Here is a 19,626-nt window from a genome sequence, read left to right as displayed (position 1 = left end):
GATATTTTTTATGTTATTTTCAATTTTATTATCTGTCATGTAAAATTTTCGATACAATTAAGACATAGATGGAGTCACTATTAGAATAGAAACGATCATAAAAGGAATGATTTTAATGAATAGATCCGAATTTAAGACCCGTAAATCAGTGTTACTGGCTGAGTGTAATGGCTTTTATAATAAAGCGATGGATATAGGAGATGTAAAAAGAGCTGAAAAAATAATGATGCTTGCTAAAAAACTTCATCATGAAGAAATAGTCATTGCATTCTGCGGGCATTTTTCTGCCGGGAAGTCTGCAATGATTAACTACTTAGCAGGTGAATCCATTTTACCTTCGAGTCCTATTCCGACTAGTGCCAATCTGATAGCACTGCATTCAGGCGGCTACAAACCTGTCAGAGTAACCACAGAAGATGATCAGGTATTTGAGCTTGAACCGCCACTTAATGAAAGTTCAATTTCGTTACTCGGAAAAGAAGGGTTAAGTGTTAAAAGGATTGATATATGGAAAGAGTCCACTCTGGCTGAAGGTATTACGTTACTTGATACGCCTGGAATCGACTCTGTTGACGATGCGCACAAACGGTCTACAGAATCAGCTATCCACCTGGCGGATCTGCTGTTTTACGTAATGGATTACAACCACGTTCAGTCAGAGATGAATTTTGAATACATAAAACAGATGTCCAGGCATAACAGAAAAATATACGCTGTTATTAACCAGATTGATAAACATAGAGAAGAAGAGCTTACTTTTGATACATTTAGACAATCAGTTGAAAGAGCGTTTTTTGAATGGGGAGCACGTCCGGAAAAGTTTTTCTATACTTCACTGAGACGCACGGAAATGCATGAGAATCAAAGTGATGAACTTAAAGAAGAGATCAGTAAAATGACGGCGAATAAATACAGCCTTCTGATTGATTCAGTTGCGAGCTCTCTCAGCGTACTTAAAGAAGAAATGACAGATTACCTCAAAGAAGAGGCTGAAGAAATAACTGATGCTTACAGTTCAATCATAAGCAGTCAGGATATTGAACAACAGGAGGAACTGTTTAAGCTTGCTGAAGAATCGGAAGCCGGTCAAGTCGTATCTTCAGACGACTGGTCTGACAAGTTCGACAGAGACATGAATAAAATGCTTCAGTCGAGCTACCTGATGCCATCAGAAGTACGTGCAGTTGCTGAAAAATATCTGGAATCAGTTCAGGAGAAATTTAAAGTAGGAATCATGTTCACAGCCAAAAAAACGCAAGAGGAAAAGCAGGCTAGGGAAAATGAGCTGCGATCAAGTTTATCAGCTGTCATTGATGAACAGCTGATCTGGCACGCAAAAGCTCTGATTTACCGTCATTTGGAATTGTCAGGTGTTAATAAGTCTGAATGGACAGATGAGATTGAATCACTGTCCATCGATGATCCGATCAAGCTTGCTCAAAAGAATATCAAGCCGGGGGCAGGTTATACGGGTGAAGCATTATTAAATTATTGCGATGCGCTCGCTGACGACTTCAGAAAAAAAATAAAAACACAAATGCTGGAAATAAAAAATCATATTTTGCAGCAATTTGAGGATTTAATAGAAGAAAACACGCTGAGAAAGTCTGCGGAGTATACAGAACTGATCAAGAAAGTGAACGTGCTCAAACAGTTGAAAACGATTGAAACTAACATTCACGGACTTAAAAACATTGATACCGATCAGGAAAATGCAAATAAATGGATCGGGAATTGGAGTGAAGAGGGCAGCGTTGAGAAAATTTCATCGCTTGATCATCTCCTTAGCAATGAAGACTCCACGCATGAAGAGATCAAAGAATCTGAATCAATTGATACAGTAGACAGAAATGAATCAGAATTACTTAAAAAAAGTTTACAGCTTGCAGAAGCAGTCAGTCATATCAGAGGTTTTGAAAAGCAGTCAGAAATTTTATTCGACCAGGCAGACAGGTTAAAAAATAAAAAATATACAGTCGCTTTATTCGGTGCATTCAGCGCAGGAAAATCAAGCTTTGCCAATGCATTGCTTGGAGATAAAATATTACCTGTTTCACCTAATCCTACTACAGCTTCAATCAATAAAATATTCCCTCCGGATCACGATCATCCGGATCAAAGTGTAATTGTTCATTTTAAAAAAGAAGCAGACCTTTTGGCAGATTTGCAGGAAGCTTCAGGTATAAATCATATCAAAGCGCTGGAAGAAATGGCAGATAAACTTCCGGATCTGATACAGCGTCCAAATGAGATTTCTGAGTCAAAAAAAAGTTTTATCAGAGCTTTTCTCAAAGGCTGGAAAAATTATCACCCTGACCTGGGAACTGAAAAAGAAGTTTCAATGGAAGATTTTGAAGGATTTGTTTCAAATGAATACCAGTCATGTTTTGTAGAAGCAATTGATTTATATGCAGATTCATCAATTGCAGCCAATGGGATCACTCTTGTTGATACACCAGGAGCAGATTCTGTTAATGCCAGACATACGGACGTTTCATTTGATTTTATACGTAACTCAGACGCGATCCTGTTTGTTACTTATTTTAATCATGCTTTTGCCAGAGCAGATCGGGAATTTCTGATTCAGATGGGAAGAGTTAAGGATAGCTTTGAACATGATAAAATGTTTTTTATCGTAAATGCAGTCGATCTTGCTGAGAGTGAAGAAGAAAAACAGGAAGTGATTCAGTATGTTAAAAAGCAGCTTCAAACCTTTGGTGTAAGACAGCCTAAAATTTTTGGCGTATCCAGTCTCCAGGCACTGAGCCATCACGGTGAATCAGGAATTGAAGAATTTAATTCAGCATTCACCACCTTTATCGACCAGGAGCTTGATGTCATTGTCATTAAAAACACTGCTGACTACTATGACCAGACAATTAGCAGAATGAAGTCTTTGCTGAATCAGGCAAGAGCGGATGAAGATAAAAAGGCAATTAGAAAGTTAAGCCTTGAACAGTTGACAGAGAGTATAGATTCATATTTTAATGACGAATATTTAGAATCAGTGCAGTTACAGGCTGATCAGGAACTAAAAGAACTCCTGCACTACGTACATCAACGAGTTTTTTACAGGTTTTCAGATTTCTTTAAAGAGTCATTTAATCCTTCAGGCTTTAACGGGTATTCGAGTAAAATCGCATTGTCAAAAGCCATCAGCGAACTAATTGAAATCGTTAAATTTGATTTTATACAGGAATTCAAGGTTGTAAACTATAGGATGGAACAATTAATCAGGAAGTTATATCAATCTGAACTCGAAAGAATATGGGACCAGGTCAAAGTTGAGTTTCCTGAAGGGATTAAACCCGTTTCAGATGTAAAGCAAACAGAACTACTGACATTTAACCAGTCATTTGAAGATATGAAGGAATCTGATTTTAATAAAGAGCTGTCAATGTTCAAAAATACAAAATCATTTTTTGAGAAAAATGAAAAGAAATTTATGCAGCATGCTTTAGAAGAACGGTTTAAAGAAAAATCGAAAGAAGAAATCTCGCTTATTACAGATCAAATTTCATCATGGGTTTCGAGTGAAGTGATTGATATCCAGCAGAAATTATTTACAGCATGGAAAAAAGACCTGAAAGAACAGATCACTTCAACGCTGAATGGATTATATTCAGAAGAGTTTGCAGCTGAAATAGAACGTGCTCTTGAAAAGGTCAAATCTGATGAGTCATAATCCTTTTCATGTATGTGCCACATGTATTCATTTTCATAGTGATAAAACCAAGAGTGGTCGTATGCGGTATTTTTGTGAAAGACTTGGATACGAAACAAAGCCGGGTTACAAGTTTAACTGCTGGGAACCAAAAGAACATGTCAAAAAACTTATGGACAAAAGGAGGAACACTTGATGCAGTTTTCAGTAACAGCAGAATGGCTGAATGAACAAATCAGACAGAAAAAACCGGTGACGATCCTTGACTGCAGATTTGACTTGAAAGAACCGGATGCAGGGGAAGCGGAGTATTTGAAAAACCATATACCAGGTGCAGTATATATACACCTTGATCGAGACCTTTCGGGTGAAGTGAAAAATCATGGGGGCCGTCACCCTTTACCTGAAATGAATCAATTTCATGATAAAATGCAACGTGCAGGGGTGAATGCTGCAGATCCAGTTATTGTGTATGACGGCGGAGAGGGTGCATTTGCTGCCCGAGCCTGGTGGTTATTTACATTTGCAGGGCATAAGCAAACATTTCTTCTCGACGGAGGGTTTCAGGAGTGGCGTGAAAAAGGATATCCGCTAAGCGAAACGATACCTGATGTTAAAAAAGGTATCTTTGAACTTAATCTTCAGCTCGAAGCAGTAGCTGATACAGCTGAAGTAGAACAGATTGTTGCCGGTCACACAAAAGGCACGCTGATTGATACCAGAGAGTCTATGAGGTACAGAGGTGATCATGAACCAATTGACAGAGTGGCCGGACATATTCCGGGTGCGCTGAACTATGAATGGTTTGAAACCTATCAGGCAGGCAATCTATTAAAAGCTGATGATCAGAAAAAGAGGTTTTCAAACCTGGATCCCGATCAGCCGCTCGTCGTCTATTGCGGAAGTGGTGTCACAGCCTGTCCAAATGTTATTGCTCTCAAAATGGCAGGATTTAAACATGTTAAACTATATACAGGCAGTTACAGTGACTGGATTTCTTATGCAGATCACGAAATTGAAACCTGTGAAACACACAAAAAGGAGTAGAAAATGAAGCATACACTATTAATAGATGGTATGGCACTGTTGTTCAGATCTTTTTTCGCAACAGCAGTGACTAACCAGTTCATGTATAATGATAAAGGTTTACCTACAAATGGTATTCAGGGGTTTGTAAAGCATACGTTGACAGCTGCAAATATTATTAAACCGACACACGTAGCAATTTGCTGGGATATGGGAAAAGACACATTTCGGAACGAATCATTCTCTTCATACAAAGCAAATCGAAATGCACCTCCTGAAGAATTGATCCCGCAATTTGATCTGGTTAAAAAAATTGCTGAAGAACTTCATTTTCACAATATAGGTGTAAAAGGGTATGAAGCAGATGATTGTATTGGGACGATTGCCAAAGCAGAAAGTGATGGGAAAGTCAGTATTGTTAGCGGAGATAAGGACCTGTTACAGCTGTTAAGCCCAAATGTGGATCTCTGGCTCGTTAAAAAAGGATTTGGTACGTATGAAACCTATACGCTAGACCGTTTTGTATCGGAATATGAAATAACACCCCGCCAGTTTATAGATGTGAAAGGACTGATGGGAGACACAAGTGATGGTTACCCAGGGGTGAAAGGGATCGGAGAAAAAACAGCATTCAAGTTGATTAAAGAGTACGGTTCAGTAGAAAACCTACTTAAAAACCTGGATCAGTTGACTCCTGGTCAAAGAAAGAAAATCACAGAAGATGAAGAGATGCTTCACATATCCAGAAAACTAGCAGAGATCTATTGTGAAGTTCCATTAGAACTTCCGGTAATCAGGGAATGGAATGGTCTTCCTGATCATGCTGAAAAAGTGATAGATGAGCATGGTCTCAGATCTGTTAAAAGATTTATGGAGCAGCTCGCAAAATGAAAAAATCCCTTGATGACTTTGTAGCAGATCTCCATGCAAGAGGATTTAAGCTGGACGAGGAAGCAATTGGTTTTATTTATTTTGGAAGGAAATTTACTGGTGCTGAAGACCAGTTAATCAAAATGGCAATAGAGGTTACATTAAAGTGTCAAAAAAGATTCGATTCAAGCTTTTACATGTCAGTGCTCGAAGAACTGTCAGGAAAAGAATGGAGCGGTAAAGATGAAATGACTGCTCATCTGAAGGCGAAGGGAATGGCATTATAATAAAACGGGATTGCTGGTACATCATGTGCAGCATCCCGTTTTTCTTTTAAACATTTTTATCTTTCTGCACATGTATGGCCTGCCTTGCAAGCTTGTCAGCCACGTGATTTTCTTTACCCGGTATCCATTTTATAAACAGTAGATCAAATTGATCAAGAAGCTGAATCATTCTCTCCAGATAATGTGCGTACTTCTTATTCTTTATATACCTCTTTTCAACGGCCTGAAATACAGCCTGTGAATCGGTTTTACATGAAATAATCTGATCTTTATACGGAAGACATTTTTCAAGTCCAAGCAGCAGCGCTTCATATTCAGCTTCATGGTTTGACATCTCCGGTAATGGAAAAGATAATTGAACACTATCTTTACCATTTTTTATAAAAACTCCGGCTCCACTGATTCCGGGATTTCCTGCGCTTGCGCCGTCTATAAATAGTTCAATCATAATTTCAGCCCCCTGAATGAAGTGTATCAGCAGTTGCAACGCTGCACAATTCAAATGTACAATAGAAAGAATGAAGGAGGGATCAGTACGTTGAATATATTTTTTAAAGCAAAATATCAGCACCCTTCAGGCACGTATATCACGTTTCAAAGCAGTTGGCTAAATGAGCAAAGCGCCCCTTTGTTCATTACAGATTTTGAAAAAACGGGAAGGTTTCATGACATCTCCATTCATGATGATCTGGGACAGGAATGGAATGTGAAAGAATTTAAAAAACTGATGACTAAAACAGAAGGAGAGGCAAAGAATATAAATGTTCTCTTCGATGCTTCTTTTGATAAAAGCACCAGGGAGACAGGGCTGGGCTGGATTATTACTTATGACAGGAACGGCGAATCAGTTACTGAAAAGAGTAACCGTTTTGTAAGTGGTGTATTAACGAATAATGAAGCAGAATATATGGCTTTATATTATGCACTTGAACATGCGATTAATGTTGCAAATGGACATATTCAGCAAATCACTTGCAGTGGTGACGCATTGACAGTGATTAATCAGTTGAACGGGGAATGGCCGAGTTATGATGAGAACTTAAATAAATGGGCGGACCGGGTTGAAAAGTTAGCTGCGGACAAAAAGATGCCAATAGTTTTAAAACACATTACAAGGTCAATTAATAAAGGTGCACACAAACTGGCTGATCAGGCGAGAAGCAATGTAAATATAAAAAGTCAAAGCAGGACTGATAGGGATGAATAATATGGAAAAACAAGTTGCTTTATCTGCTGTCGATGAACTGATGAATACGTATTGTAAGAGCTGCCCTGTTAAAAAGCAGCTCCGGGCTGAAAAGGGTAAGCTTTATGCTCATAAATTCTGTATAACGGAATGTTCAATCGGAATGAAAATAAAAGAACTTGGCAAACAGTTGTCATAAGCAATTAAAAAAAGCCGGCAGTGCCGGCTTTTTGCTTACTCTTTTTTTACGACATTCGCAGCCTGAGGGCCGCGATTACCTTCTATGATTTCAAAAGAAACTTCCTGACCTTCTTCAAGGGATTTGTAGCCATCACCCTGCACGGCTGTAAAATGCACAAATACATCATCGCCACCTTCAACCTCTAAAAAACCGTAGCCTTTTTCGTTATTGAACCATTTTACTTTGCCATTATGCATCTGATTTCCTCCCTGCTATTTATCCCTTACAGATTAAAGTATAAAGATATTTATCAATAAATGATAATTTCACTATACACATCATTAAAAATTGAGTCAATCATTAGTTTGAATTTTCTAAATCATTATTCCGGGTTCCTTTTAAGCATTAAGTTGTGTCCCGAAGGCGGTTATAGTACACTTTACAAGTAATGAAATCATGGTTTTTTGAGGAGGGGTCCCCGCATGCCAACGCCCAGCATGGAGGATTATATAGAACAGATTTACATACTAATTGATCAAAAAGGGTATGCAAGAGTGTCAGATATAGCTGAGGCATTATCGGTCCATCCATCCTCTGTTACTAAAATGGTGCAGAAGCTCGATAAGGACGAATATCTGATATATGAAAAATACCGAGGGCTCATTTTAACTAAAAAAGGAAATAAAATAGGCAAGAGACTTGTATTCAGACATGAATTGCTGGAGCAGTTTTTAACTGTTATAGGAGTTAAAGATGAGAATATTTATAATGATGTCGAGGGGATCGAACATCATTTAAGCTGGAACTCCATAGACCGTATAGGAGATCTAGTACAGCTTTTCGAAAACGAACCTGAACTTGTGGAGAAGCTTCGGAGATTACAGGAAAAGGAAGACCAGTAAGCCGCTTTTTAAGCGGCTTTTTGTTTGTTTAAAAATAAATAGGGCATGTTATAATGTTGATATTACATAGGATGTGGAGGCTCATTATGACGACAAAAAAAACTGTTCCTTCTGATATTGATATCGCTCAGGCTGCGACTATGATGCCGATTACCGAGATTGCTGCCGGAGCCGGCATGACACCTGATGATATTGAAATGTATGGTAAATACAAAGCAAAAATCACTTTTGACACGATTGACCGATTAAAAAATGCCAAGGAAGGTAAGTTAATACTTGTCACTTCAATTAATCCGACTCCTGCCGGTGAAGGTAAGTCAACTGTAACTGTAGGACTTGCTGATGCATTAAAGGCATCCGGTAAAAACTCAATGGTAGCGCTGAGAGAACCTTCACTTGGTCCAGTTATGGGCGTAAAAGGCGGTGCAACAGGCGGCGGTTATGCACAGGTGCTGCCAATGGAAGATATTAATCTGCATTTCACCGGTGACATACATGCAATCACAACTGCTAATAATGCACTTTCAGCATTTATAGATAATCATATTCATCAGGGGAATGATCTTCAGATCGATCCAAGAAAGATTATCTGGAAACGTGTGATGGATATGAATGATCGTGCGCTCAGACAGATTGTCGTTGGACTTGGCGGTCCCGCAAGAGGGGTGCCAAGAGAAGATGGTTTTGACATCACCGTCGCTTCAGAAATTATGGCAGTACTTTGTCTGTCATCAGGGATCAAGGATATGAAGAACCGTCTATCCAATATTGTCGTTGCATACACATACCAGGGCGAGCCTGTGACGGTGTCTGACCTTGAAGTCCAGGGCTCATTAGCACTGCTTTTAAAAGATGCGCTAAAACCGAATTTAGTTCAGACGCTTGAACAGACGCCTGCACTCATTCATGGTGGTCCATTTGCAAATATTGCTCATGGCTGTAATTCAGTTCTGGCCACTCAGACAGCGTTAAAACTGGCTGATTATGTCGTAACAGAGTCCGGTTTTGGAGCAGATCTCGGAGCAGAAAAGTTTTTAAATATTAAAACCAGAACTTCAGGGAAACACCCCGATGCAGTGGTGATCGTGGCAACAGTCCGCGCGCTTAAAATGCACGGTGGAAAATCTAAAAAAGAGCTGACAGAAACAGATACTGAAGCATTAAAATCAGGACTTACCAATCTTGAAAAACACCTTGAAACAATCCGTGAATTTGGTCTGCCTGCTGTCGTAGCGATTAACAAATTTCATACTGACAGTGCATCTGAGATTGAAATACTTCAAGATTTCTGCAAAGCACAACAGGTTCCTTTTTCTTTAACCGAAGTGTGGGAAAAGGGTGAAGAAGGCGGTAAAGACCTTGCAGCTAAAGTCATTGATGCGATTGAAGGAGAAAGCAGCTTTAAGTACCTTTATGATCTTGAAATGCCTGTGAAAGAAAAAATTAACATGATCATTCAGAAAGTATACGGCGGGTCAGAGGCAGTATTTTCTAAAAAAGCAGAGGCACAGATCAGACAATTCGAATCATATGGATGGGGATGCCTGCCTGTATGCATGGCAAAAACACAATATTCATTGTCAGATGACCCCACATTGTTTGGCCGTCCTGAAAACTTCAAAGTAACAATCAGAGAAGTTGTGCCAAAACTTGGAGCAGGTTTTCTGGTTGCACTTACAGGAGATGTGATGACAATGCCGGGTCTTCCAAAAACGCCAGCTGCTCAAAACATGGATGTGACAAGCGAAGGTAAAGGAGTAGGACTGTTTTAATATATTCATTAAAGCAAAAGCATCCATCACCGGATGCTTTTGCTTTTTAAGGGCTGACTATGATCAGGCACTCATTTCATCGCTCTTAGCAGCATGAATATGCTATGATGACGAAAAAGAATGCGGGAGGCACTATGTTTGATCCAACAGCTTTTGATAACTTAAAAACCGTATTGGAAGGTACAGTTTATGACCGGGATCTAGATGGTACTATTAAGATCACTTCACGTACAGACCAGGTCGATATTGCAACCTTATGCCGCAGTTTTAATTTAACTTTTCATGTGAAAGAAAATGTATTTGAAGCTGACATGAATCTGTATGCAGACCTGAAAAAGCTGACAGCAGAATTACTGCCGGGCAATAAAGAAGTTGAGGCAGGCGCAGCTATATCTATTATTTTCAGAAAATATGGCGATGCATGGTCTGAATCAGAATTAAGTGTGCTCTCTAAGCAATGGGGAGAGAACAGATGTTATGATATAAGGAAGATCACCTCAACAAGAAACCCTGATTTCTGTGAGGCAGTTGTCCGTTTTGATAGAACAATTACAGAAGATATGCTGAGAGATATAGAAGATATGGTTTACTTCGTTATAGAAACACTCGATTTACTGGAGGTTACAGAACGTTGATTAATATATCCCTCCACCAATTAAAAAAAGCCGAGCAGCAAATGTACTTATTTCACAGGGGTGACAGGAAGGGTCATGGATGGGATCACATCCTCAGAGTAAAAAACCTTGCACTGAAAATTGCAGAGATAGAAGGAGTAAAACAGAAAGAATTAGTTGAACTAATCTCGCTTTTTCATGATGCAGGTGATGATAAAATGCATCGCAGTCCTGAAGAGGCAGCTGAATTTCTGAATCGGATGATCAGCCTGCTTGAATTTTCACCGGCCGAAAAAGATTATCTGATTCCGCAAATTAAAGCAGTCAGCTTCCGGAACAGAGATCTATTCCAGGGAGGATTTGAGAGTCAAATTGTTGCGGATGCTGACAGGCTCGATGCAATAGGTGCAATAGGTGCAGCACGTGCATTTACATATGGGGGAGCCGGCGGTCAAAAGCTTTACAGCATAAAGAGCGGGGAACCTTCAGTCATTGATCACTTCGATAAAAAACTGTTAAAGCTGAAAGATATCATGAATACGAAAACAGGCTATAAAATTGCACTTGAGAGGCATATATTCTTAGAGCAATTTAAAGATCAATTTCTAAACGAATGGAATGGTAAGAAATGAAGCAGTGTAAAGTTTTGAATGTGCAAAAAGCGTATGGGGAAAAAAATCTGTTTCAGGATTTGTCATTCACAATCACTGATACTGATAAAATTGGTCTGATCGGAGTCAATGGAACAGGCAAATCAACCCTAATGAAAATGATTGCCGGAAAAGAATACGCTGACACCGGTGAAATTGAATATCCGAAAAATTATACGATTAAGCTGCTGGACCAGGAGCCGGACCTGAATGACCATTTAACGGTGATGGAAACAGTTTTTGAAAGTGACGCTGACATAACAAAGCTGATGAACCAGTATCAAATGATCATGAATGAATTCGAGAAAAATCCTGAGTCGGATCAAATTCAGGAGAGAATGCTCAGCATCCAGCAGAAGATGGATGAACATAATGCCTGGGATGCTGCTGCAAAAGCAAAAGCGGTTTTGTCAAAACTTGGTATGAATCAGACTGAAATGAAAATCAGTCAGTTGTCCGGTGGTCAGAAAAAGAGAGTGGCACTGGCTCAGGTGCTGCTTGAGGAACCGGATCTGCTGCTGCTGGATGAACCTACGAACCACCTTGATTATGAAGCGATACTCTGGCTGGGCCAATACTTACAAAAGTACAGTGGAGCGATTTTATTCGTATCACATGACCGTTATTTTATTGACCAGGTATCAAATTCTATGCTGGAACTTGAAAAAGGAAAAGCATATAAATACAAAGGGAATTATCAGCAGTTTATTGAAACGAAAGCAGAACGTGAAGAGCAGCAGGCTTCTGAAGAAAGAAAAAAGAATAATCTTTATAAAAACGAACTGGCCTGGATGCGAAAAGGCGCTAAGGCGCGAACGACGAAACAAAAAGCTAGAATCCAGCGTTTTGAGACACTTGAAAAATCGGTTGGAAACCAGGATGATTCTGAGCTTAATATCGGGTCTCTCAGCAGCCGGCTGGGTAAACAGGTGATAGAGCTTAAGGCAGTAACTAAAGCGTATGATCAGGTGTTATTTAAAGATTTCAGTCTGCTTGTAACTCCGGGAGACAGAATCGGAATTGTTGGGTCCAACGGGAGCGGGAAATCAACATTAATGAACTTGATCGCAGGAAGAATTAAGCCTGACAGCGGCAGTGTGGATATCGGACAAACAGTAAAGATCGGCTATTTTTCCCAGGAAATCGAAGAGATGGATCAAACGATGCGAATGATTGAATATATACGTGAATCAGCTGAGGCGATTGAGACCGCTGATGGAACTGTTTCACCATCCCAGATCCTTGAACAGTTCTTATTTCCTCCTGAAGTCCATGGAACTCCGATATATAAGCTGTCCGGCGGAGAAAAGAGAAGACTGTTCTTATTAAAATTATTAATGAAACAGCCTAATGTTCTAATGTTAGACGAGCCTACTAATGATCTTGATACACAAACACTGACCGTTCTTGAAAATTTTCTTGAAGGGTTTAAAGGTGTCGTCATCACTGTCTCTCACGACAGATATTTCCTTGATAAAACAGCAGAAAAACTGATCATTCTCAATCAGTCAGAAACGCCTGATATCACACTGGACGATTATTCAACTTATCTTGAAATGAAATTTTCATCTGGCATGGAAAAAACTCAGGAAGCACCTAATAAGAATGCCGAAGAGAAACCGGCGGGTGAAGCGAAAGAGAAAACAAGATTATCGTACAAAGAGAAACTTGAGTGGGAAACAATTACTTCTACGATAGAAGAAAAAGAGATGCTGATAGAAGCGCTCGAACTTGAATTGAATGAAACCGGCAGCGATTATATGAGAGCAGAAGAGATTAATGAAGAACTTGCTACACTTAATCAAAAGCTTGAAGAATTAATTGAGCGGTGGAGTTACCTTTCTGAATATGCTGAGTAAGCCCATTTGTTCAATTGAAAAATCTATTATGATACAATGCAACTAGAATTGGCAAAAACCGGAGGGATAACGTTGAAAATATTATCGATAGAACCAACGCCGAGTCCTAATACAATGAAGGTCATTGTAGATGAGGCACTTGCTGGTGGTAAAAGTAACAATTATAAAAAAGATGATGCGGCAAATGCCCCTTTGAAAATTAAACAATTGCTGGAGATTGATGGAGTGAAGGGAATCTACCACGTAGCTGATTTCCTGGCGGTTGAACGTCACCCGAAAGCGGATTGGGAGGCAGTACTGCCGGAAGTGCGTGCTATATTTGGTGAAGATACAGAGGAAGAGGAAATTGAAGAAAAGGCTGATGAACATTTTGGAGAAGTAAATGTCCAGGTTCTTCAGTTCAAAGGAATTCCACTTCAGATAAAATTACTGACTGGTGATGAGGAAAAGCGTTATGGTTTACCTGATTATTTTGCTCAGGCAATGAGCAATGCACAGCTTGAAGGCGATAACGTTGTCCTTCAGAGAAAATGGAAAGATTTTGGCATCCGGTATGGAGACCTGGATAAAATAGCTGAAGAAGTAACAGATGAAATTCTCGCATCTTATCCATCGAGCAGAGTTCAGGCAATTGTAGAAGCGTCACGGGAAGCAGGTGATACGCCTGTTAAGAGCAGGGAACTGAAAAAGATCTCCGCTGACACGTTAAGAAACTGTGAAACATGGCAGGAAAGGTACCAGCTGCTCGAACAGATTCCTGAACCGGGTACAGATGATATCCCAATGCTGAATGTAGCACTTGAAGATGAAAAAGTATCAGTCAGAAGACTTGCAGTCGTTTACCTCGGCATGATTGAAGACGAAGAAGTTCTTCCATCATTATATAAGGGGCTTAACGATAAAAACGCATCTGTCAGAAGAACTGCAGGGGATTGTTTGTCAGATTTAGGGTTTCCTGCTGCAGAGCGTGAAATGATGAAAGCTCTGTCTGATAAAAATAAGCTTGTCCGCTGGAGAGCAGCAATGTTCTTATATGAAGCAGGAACAGCTGAATCACTTGAAGCGTTAAGAGCTGCAGAAGATGACCCTGAATTTGAAGTTAAATTGCAGATTAAAATGGCGATTGAAAGGATTTCCGAAGGTCAGGAAGCAAAAGGCTCTGTCTGGAAGCAGATGACAGAAGCCAGAAAGCAAAGAATGGAGGAAAAATAACATGTCAATGGCATATGAAGAATATATGAGACAATTGGTTAAACCGATGAGACAGGAACTCACGCAGGCAGGATTTCAGGAACTTAGAACAGAAGAAGAAGTAGAATCTTTCTTAGAAGAGTCAAAAGGTACTTCTCTTGTGGTTGTTAATTCAGTTTGCGGGTGTGCAGCAGGACTGGCACGTCCTGCAGTGACTCAGGCCTTAATCACACATGACAAAGAGCCCGACCATCTCGTGACAGTATTTGCAGGTCAGGATAAAGAAGCTACAGCAAAAATGCGTGCTCAGTTCCCGGATTTTGAACCTTCGTCGCCATCAATCATGCTGTTAAAAGATAATGAAGTTGTACATTTTATTCCACGTGAAGAGATAGAAGATCATGAAGTTGAAGACATTGTGGATAATCTGAAATCCGCGATGGATCAGCACTGCTAGGATTATTCAGTGATCATTACAACATCAGGAAGGCCTGGTGCGGGGTCTTTCTCAAATCTTAAAATTGCATCTGAGTATTTCAGTGATGCCCAGGTGGTTGACAGAAATAAAAGATCTATTTCTTCTCTGCAGGAAGTCTACAGGGATGATATTCTGATTGCAGGAGATAAAAGATTTGAATACTTTAGTGCTGATGTGGAGAAACCTTTCTTTTACCACCCCAATTCAGCTTCATTCCGGATAAAAAGAATGATGAATGGAGAGACAGATCCACTGATACAGGCAGCGGATCTGTCTTCTGATGATCTGTTTCTTGACTGTACTGCAGGTATGGCCTCTGATGCCCTTGTAGCTTCCTGGTATTGCAATCAACCGGCGACGGCCATTGAAGCCAGAAAAGAAATTGCATTTATTACAGGGCAGGGATTAAAAACTTTTACCCACAGGTCTGAGGATATTAACCGGGCAATGAGACAAATCAAATTGTTTCATGCAGATGCTTTTACCTTTTTACAATCCTGTCCTGATAACAGTTATGATGTCGTGTACTTTGATCCAATGTTTACAGAAACAATTGAGTCAGAAGGGATTTCTCCATTAAAAAAGCTGGCATATATACAGGATGAAAATCTGTCAAATGCAATTAATGAAGCGAAAAGAGTATCGAGAAAAAAGGTTATGTTAAAAGACCATTTCAGATCCCACCGTTTTTCAGCATTTGGCTTTACTCAACTGATCAGACAGTCGACAAAGCAGCATTACGGGATCATAAATAAAGGCTGAAACATCCGTTTAATACCGGTGTTTCAGCCTTTAACATGTTAATGAACCTGCTCTGAGCCAAACCTGGCAGGTGTATCTTTTCCCCAATAAATTTCTGCTAATTCGTGATGAGTTTCAAATCCGTCTTCTGCTGAATGATAATGGAAATTAAAACTGTACCCCTCTAGAGGTGGGCGGTCTTTTCTCACATGAAAATATAGAATTTCATCATTTGATTTTGTGTCCATAATATGAAAGATTCTTTCCCCATCACCTTTTCCAACCACCGGAGAGATGGCTAAATCAGTGATTTCTTCCTCTGGATATGTATCGAAAAGATCCATAATGATTTCTTCTATTTTTGGTATTACTTCTGATTCAAAGTCAGATTCGATTCTCGGAAGGATTCGTTCCCCTAGTTTTGTGGCCGTAATTTCTTTAGCCTGTGAAATCAATTGCTCTGCTGTCTGCTCTTTATTAAGTGCCGGTAAAGGCGTAACTTCCAAGTGGTCAGTTGCAAACTGCTGTTCATCTGATTTTTGATTATTTCCTGCGAGCAGATCCTGTGGTGAGATCATACCAAACGTCAGGATTGAAATTAAAATGACAAAAGACTTTTTAATCCAGTTAGGCATATGCATCTATTCCTTTCATCACTGAAGTGCAGATCAATCTGTTATGGACTGATAATGTTAAATCAATTATACTAGAATACGAAAAGAAAAGCTTCAGTTTTCTAAAAATGTTCACTGAACAGGAGGTTATGACAGTGGAAGAAATCATGATTTCAATCGGATTTTTATTAATGCTTGCATACTTTGTGTATTTACAATTTGCTGAATGATCTAAAGCTGGCTGATGCCAGCTTTTTATTTACATCAGCATAAAACGGAGGGCAAATAAATGAAACAATATCATGAACTGCTTGAAAAAGTATTAAAAGAAGGAACCAGTAAGAGTGACCGAACAGGAACGGGCACAATCAGCCTGTTTGGTCATCAGATGCGCTTTGATCTCCAGGAAGGTTTCCCACTCGTTACTACCAAGCGGGTGCCCTTTAAGCTGATTGTCAGTGAACTGCTGTGGTTTATAAAAGGGGAAACGAATATAAAATACCTCTTAGAACACAATAATCATATATGGGATGAATGGGCATTTAAAAACTGGATAGAATCAGATGATTACTCAGGGCCTGATATGACTAATTTTGGTTTAAGGTCACTTGAAGATGAAGCATTCAGAGAACAATATCATGAACAGATGAAAATTTTTCAGGATAAAATCCTTCAGGATCAATCTTTTGCAGATCAATACGGTGATCTGGGATCAGTGTATGGCAAACAGTGGCGCAACTGGAAGAAATCAAACGGTGAAACAATTGATCAGCTTCAGGACGTCATTCATTCAATCAGGCATTCTCCGGATTCAAGGAGACATATCGTCAGTGCCTGGAACCCTGAAGATGTACCGTCTATGGCGCTTCCACCATGTCACACACTTTTTCAGTTCTATGTAGCTGATGGTAAACTGTCATGCCAGTTATATCAGAGAAGCGGCGACTTATTTCTCGGGATTCCATTTAATATAGCAAGTTACGCGTTACTCACACACCTGATTGCGAATGAATGCGGGTTAGCTGTCGGAGAATTTATTCATACAATTGGTGACGCACATATTTACTCAAATCATATTGAACAGGTAAAAACGCAGCTTGGGAGAGATTTTAAAGATAGCCCAATACTTAGTAGCAACTCCGAAAAATCAATATATGATTTAACACCTGATGACATTAAGATTGAAAATTATCATCCACATCCTGCTATCAAAGCACCTGTGGCAGTTTAGGAGGAGTTATATTTGATTTCTATGATCAGTGCTCATGACCTTAATCGTGTGATCGGAAAAAATGGTGATATGCCGTGGAACTTACCGGATGATCTCAGGTATTTTCAGAGAGTGACATCCGGACACAGTATACTGATGGGCAGAAAAACGTTTGAGTCAATGAATGGACCATTAAAAAATAGGAAAAATATTGTTCTGACAAGTAACAAAGACTGGTCCCATGACGGTGCTATTGTTGTACATGATCTCGATGATGGATTAAATCTGCTGAATGAAGATGAAGAAGGATTTGTCATTGGCGGAGGAGAGATCTATAAGATGGCGCTTGAGAAAGCGGACAGACTATATATTACCCTTATTCATGAAGAATTTGACGGTGATACTTACTTTCCAGCGTATTCAACAGATAATTGGAAACTTGTATCGAATACAAAAGGTATTGAAAATGAACAAAATCCTTACTTTTATGAATATAGAGTTTATGACAAAAAATAAAAAAATTCAGAAGAGCGCTCGCTCTTCTGAATTTTTTATGCGTAAAAGTACACGCAGAAATACATAAATGCACTTCCTGCTATGACAAACAAATGCCAGATCGCATGATTGTATGGAATCTTTCTCCAAACATAAAATATAGCACCGACTGAATAAAATAATCCACCTGTCAGAAGAAGACCAAATCCTGCAGGAGAGAGTTCATTATACAGTGGAACTGCTGCGATAATGATCAGCCAGCCCATCAGAACATAAAATAATGTAGAAATAATCTGATACCGGTCTACAAAATAACATTTAAATACGATGCCTGCTACAGCGAGTCCCCAGACAAGACCAAATATCGTCCAGCCGAGCGGATCTCTAATTGTAACAAGGACAAATGGTGTATAAGTACCTGCAATCAGCAGATAGATAGCTGAATGATCCAGGATAGCAAAAAAGCGTTTCAACTTTTCAGTTCTGACACTGTGCAGAAGTGTTGAGCATAGATACAAAATAAGCATGGTGGAACCAAAAATTGCAAAACTGACAATATGCCAGGCTGTCCCTCTTTCAACTGCTGCAAGAATAATCATCACCAAAGCAGGGATGGACAGTAAAAAGCCGGCTCCATGTGTAACGGCATTCCAAAATTCTTCTCTTTTATCTTTATAGTCGAAAGTATCCAAGTGAATATCACCTCAAAGTGTTTCTGTTTTTATTATTGTACTGCTATCATATTATTCAGGCAACGATTAAAGAGGTGACTGAATTTGTCATAGATAATTATTAGTCTGAAAAAGCGTTTACAGCCTTTATTTGCCGGGTATGTATGACAACTGTCACTAATTTATAAATAACGCCTGAAGTATTATGAGAATATACAATGAACGAGTATAATAATGAATAATAACCTATTGGATAAGGGGTAGTTGGATGATTAAAATAGTGACTGACTCTACTTCAGATTTAACTAATGAAGAAATTGAAAAGTATGGAATAACAGTTGTACCATTAACATTAGTGATTGATGGAGAATCGTATTTGGACCGGTTCGAAATATCTCCATCAGAATTTATGCAGAAAATGGCGTCTTCTAAAGAATTGCCTAAGAGCTCACAGCCATCTGCAGGGGCGTTTAAAGAGGTTTATGATCGATTGGGTGAAGACGGTTCAGAAGTCATCTCAATTCATATGACAGGTAAAATGAGCGGTACAGTCAGATCTGCAGAAAGTGCAGCAGACTTGACTGATACGAAAGTGACTGTGATTGACTCAGGGTTTATCTCCAGAGCGCTGGCTTATCAGGTAATTGAATCTGCAAAAGCAGCTTCTGAAAGTAAAAGTTCAGAAGAGATTGTCAGCCTGATTAAAAAAGTCAAAGATCATTCTTCATTGTTTGTTGTGGTTGATACACTGGAAAACCTTGTGAAAGGCGGAAGAATTGGCAAGGGAAGAGCTTTTTTAGGGTCACTCCTGAATATTAAACCAATCGCTTCTCTGGCTGGTGGAGAATACACGCCTGTCTCAAAAGCAAGAAATTATAATCAGGTCGCGAAATACCTGATCACTCAATACGAGCAGGACACCAGAGGGAAAAAAGTAAAAGAAGTCAGTATTGTGCACGCTGATGGAATGCCCCTCGCAGAAAAAGTATCCGGTAAAATCAATGAGGAAGTATTCCTAAGCGAAACGACTCCTGTAATCTCGACCCATACAGGTAAAGGTGCGATCGGGTTTATGTACTATTACGAATAAATGTCATAAGTGATAAAAAACTTTAATAAAAAAATGATGAACTGTGTCCGGCATTTGGGCACAGTTTTTTCAGCACTTTCACCAAACAGGTAATTGTTTGAACATGATTTCCAGGTGATATAATG

Annotated in this window: 21 protein-coding genes; 17 read left to right on the top strand and 4 right to left on the bottom strand. The window is 39.4% G+C overall.

Annotated features, from left to right (window positions below; all coding sequences use genetic code 11):
• The first annotated feature begins 115 nt into the window (after positions 1-115).
• The 4 genes from JOD21_RS00220 to JOD21_RS00205 all read left to right on the top strand — a co-directional run bounded on the left by JOD21_RS00220 (position 116) and on the right by JOD21_RS00205 (position 5,847).
• Positions 116-3,685 carry a dynamin family protein gene (locus tag JOD21_RS00220; RefSeq protein WP_204727653.1) on the top strand — a complete coding sequence of 1,190 codons (3,570 nt, stop codon included), beginning with the start codon at positions 116-118 and terminating at the stop codon, positions 3,683-3,685.
• A gap of 174 nt (positions 3,686-3,859) precedes the next feature.
• Positions 3,860-4,711 (top strand): sulfurtransferase, encoded by an 852-nt coding sequence (locus tag JOD21_RS00215; protein WP_204727652.1) that lies wholly within the window; start codon positions 3,860-3,862, stop codon positions 4,709-4,711.
• Positions 4,712-4,714: 3 nt separating this feature from the next.
• A complete protein-coding gene (locus JOD21_RS00210) occupies positions 4,715-5,581 on the top strand; it encodes a 5'-3' exonuclease (protein ID WP_204727651.1) in 867 nt (288 codons plus the stop codon).
• Complete coding sequence (locus tag JOD21_RS00205) at positions 5,578-5,847, top strand: DUF6123 family protein (protein ID WP_204727650.1); 270 nt, start codon at positions 5,578-5,580, stop codon at positions 5,845-5,847. Before JOD21_RS00210 ends, JOD21_RS00205 begins: the two co-directional genes overlap by 4 nt.
• Before the next feature lie 46 nt (positions 5,848-5,893).
• Here JOD21_RS00205 and JOD21_RS00200 read toward each other — a convergent pair whose 3' ends face one another.
• Complete coding sequence (locus JOD21_RS00200; RefSeq protein ID WP_204727649.1) at positions 5,894-6,295, bottom strand: reverse transcriptase-like protein; 402 nt, start codon at positions 6,293-6,295, stop codon at positions 5,894-5,896.
• Between the two features lie 90 nt (positions 6,296-6,385).
• Here JOD21_RS00200 and JOD21_RS00195 point away from each other — a divergent pair, with 90 nt between their 5' ends.
• Entirely contained in the window at positions 6,386-7,054 is a 669-nt protein-coding gene (locus tag JOD21_RS00195; protein ID WP_204727648.1) for a reverse transcriptase-like protein, read from the top strand.
• A gap of 1 nt (position 7,055) precedes the next feature.
• A complete protein-coding gene (locus JOD21_RS00190) occupies positions 7,056-7,232 on the top strand; it encodes a zinc-finger domain-containing protein (RefSeq protein ID WP_152614718.1) in 177 nt (58 codons plus the stop codon).
• Between the two features lie 35 nt (positions 7,233-7,267).
• On the opposite strand, the gene cspD is transcribed toward JOD21_RS00190, so the two are convergent.
• Positions 7,268-7,471, bottom strand: coding sequence for a cold-shock protein CspD (gene cspD / locus JOD21_RS00185; RefSeq protein WP_204727647.1), 204 nt, complete (start codon positions 7,469-7,471; stop codon positions 7,268-7,270).
• Positions 7,472-7,696: 225 nt separating this feature from the next.
• On the opposite strand from cspD, the gene mntR reads away from it, so the two are divergent.
• From mntR to JOD21_RS00145, 8 genes are all read left to right on the top strand, one after another.
• Complete coding sequence (gene mntR / locus JOD21_RS00180; RefSeq protein ID WP_204727646.1) at positions 7,697-8,116, top strand: transcriptional regulator MntR; 420 nt, start codon at positions 7,697-7,699, stop codon at positions 8,114-8,116.
• A gap of 86 nt (positions 8,117-8,202) precedes the next feature.
• On the top strand, positions 8,203-9,888 hold the full coding sequence (locus JOD21_RS00175; RefSeq protein WP_204727645.1) for a formate--tetrahydrofolate ligase: 1,686 nt from the start codon (positions 8,203-8,205) through the stop codon (positions 9,886-9,888).
• A 134-nt stretch (positions 9,889-10,022) separates the two neighbouring features.
• Positions 10,023-10,523 (top strand): hypothetical protein, encoded by a 501-nt coding sequence (locus JOD21_RS00170; RefSeq protein ID WP_204727644.1) that lies wholly within the window; start codon positions 10,023-10,025, stop codon positions 10,521-10,523.
• Positions 10,520-11,134 carry an HD domain-containing protein gene (locus JOD21_RS00165; protein WP_204727643.1) on the top strand — a complete coding sequence of 205 codons (615 nt, stop codon included), beginning with the start codon at positions 10,520-10,522 and terminating at the stop codon, positions 11,132-11,134. Before JOD21_RS00170 ends, JOD21_RS00165 begins: the two co-directional genes overlap by 4 nt.
• Positions 11,131-13,011, top strand: coding sequence for an ABC-F family ATP-binding cassette domain-containing protein (locus JOD21_RS00160; protein WP_204727642.1), 1,881 nt, complete (start codon positions 11,131-11,133; stop codon positions 13,009-13,011). Before JOD21_RS00165 ends, JOD21_RS00160 begins: the two co-directional genes overlap by 4 nt.
• 72 nt (positions 13,012-13,083) lie before the next feature.
• The gene (locus JOD21_RS00155; protein WP_204727641.1) at positions 13,084-14,223 is read left to right on the top strand and encodes a conserved virulence factor C family protein; all 1,140 of its coding nucleotides are present in this window, start codon (positions 13,084-13,086) and stop codon (positions 14,221-14,223) included.
• Between the two features lies 1 nt (position 14,224).
• Positions 14,225-14,659, top strand: coding sequence for a BrxA/BrxB family bacilliredoxin (locus JOD21_RS00150; protein ID WP_204727640.1), 435 nt, complete (start codon positions 14,225-14,227; stop codon positions 14,657-14,659).
• 9 nt (positions 14,660-14,668) lie between these two features.
• Positions 14,669-15,442: a class I SAM-dependent methyltransferase gene (locus tag JOD21_RS00145; protein WP_204727639.1), complete on the top strand. Its 774-nt coding sequence runs from the start codon at positions 14,669-14,671 to the stop codon at positions 15,440-15,442.
• A 38-nt stretch (positions 15,443-15,480) separates the two neighbouring features.
• Here the strand turns inward: JOD21_RS00145 and JOD21_RS00140 are convergent, their stop codons facing one another.
• The gene (locus tag JOD21_RS00140) at positions 15,481-16,056 is read right to left on the bottom strand and encodes a YpjP family protein (protein WP_204727638.1); all 576 of its coding nucleotides are present in this window, start codon (positions 16,054-16,056) and stop codon (positions 15,481-15,483) included.
• Positions 16,057-16,324: 268 nt separating this feature from the next.
• Here JOD21_RS00140 and JOD21_RS00135 point away from each other — a divergent pair, with 268 nt between their 5' ends.
• The gene (locus JOD21_RS00135) at positions 16,325-17,266 is read left to right on the top strand and encodes a thymidylate synthase (protein ID WP_204727637.1); all 942 of its coding nucleotides are present in this window, start codon (positions 16,325-16,327) and stop codon (positions 17,264-17,266) included.
• Positions 17,267-17,278: 12 nt separating this feature from the next.
• Positions 17,279-17,761 (top strand): dihydrofolate reductase, encoded by a 483-nt coding sequence (locus JOD21_RS00130; RefSeq protein ID WP_204727636.1) that lies wholly within the window; start codon positions 17,279-17,281, stop codon positions 17,759-17,761.
• Between the two features lie 35 nt (positions 17,762-17,796).
• Here JOD21_RS00130 and trhA read toward each other — a convergent pair whose 3' ends face one another.
• Complete coding sequence (gene trhA / locus JOD21_RS00125) at positions 17,797-18,432, bottom strand: PAQR family membrane homeostasis protein TrhA (protein ID WP_041122646.1); 636 nt, start codon at positions 18,430-18,432, stop codon at positions 17,797-17,799.
• A gap of 247 nt (positions 18,433-18,679) precedes the next feature.
• Between trhA and JOD21_RS00120 the strand changes: the two genes are divergently transcribed.
• Positions 18,680-19,501 (top strand): DegV family protein, encoded by an 822-nt coding sequence (locus tag JOD21_RS00120; RefSeq protein ID WP_204727635.1) that lies wholly within the window; start codon positions 18,680-18,682, stop codon positions 19,499-19,501.
• The last annotated feature ends 125 nt before the right edge of the window (positions 19,502-19,626 follow it).

The sequence above is a fragment of the Jeotgalibacillus terrae genome (genome assembly GCF_016908195.1).
Lineage (GTDB): Bacteria > Bacillota > Bacilli > Bacillales > Jeotgalibacillaceae > Jeotgalibacillus > Jeotgalibacillus terrae.
This window is presented reverse-complemented; position numbering and strand designations above follow the sequence as displayed.